Source organism: Streptococcus sp. 79 (genome assembly GCF_013277425.1).
GTDB lineage: Bacteria > Bacillota > Bacilli > Lactobacillales > Streptococcaceae > Streptococcus > Streptococcus pseudopneumoniae.
The window spans coordinates 1-691 of sequence record NZ_VMMW01000073.1 but is presented as its reverse complement, the minus strand read 5'-3'; the positions used below and the strand labels follow the sequence as shown (position 1 = coordinate 691).

Annotated in this window: 1 pseudogene; it reads left to right on the top strand. The window is 35.0% G+C overall.

Annotated features, from left to right (window positions below):
- Positions 1-66: 66 nt before the first annotated feature.
- Positions 67-282 (top strand): annotated as a pseudogene (locus HT729_RS09300) (transposase domain-containing protein); the annotation flags it as partial.
- Positions 283-691 lie beyond the last annotated feature (409 nt).

Sequence of the window (691 nt, the reverse complement as noted above, 5' to 3'; positions counted from 1 at the left end):
AATCATTGGTTATGGGACGTAGTAAAAGAGTCCGGTGGACTCTTTTAGCCTAAGCTAAATTTTAAAAAGCGAGGGTGGTTGTTTTCTCAAAGTTTTGAAGGAGCTAAAGCAACAGCTATTATTATGAGTTTGTTGGAAACAGCTAAACGTCATCAACTAAATAGTGAAAAATATCTATCCTATCTTCTAGAATGTCTTCCAAACGAGGAAACTCTCGTAAACAAAGAGGTTTTAGAGGCTTATTTACCATGGACTAAAGTTGTACAAGAAAAGTGCAAATAAGAAATCTCCAGATTAGGAACTATCCGTGAGTTCTCTAGTCTGGAGATTTTTCAATATACTTCGTTATTGGGCGGTTACTACGTTACTTACGTTACACTACAGTTGACAAAGAGCCATTTAAAAAGCGAACAATTCTAAAATTGTTCGCTTTTTATCTAATGTACTCGATTCCTAAAATAATCAGCAGAATTAATAGGGCTCATTTTTAAAATACAGAAGAATGTATATCAGCTTGACTAAACTTTTATTTTAGTCTTCTTTTTTCTTTCTAAACGCAAATCCGAGTCCACTTAGCATACCAAGAAGTCCTAGAGAAGCAAGAGTCGCATTTGATTCTGTTCCTGTATTTGGCAATACATTATGTGATTTACTTGGTTGTTCCGTAGAGACTGTTACCTTAGCTGGTGTT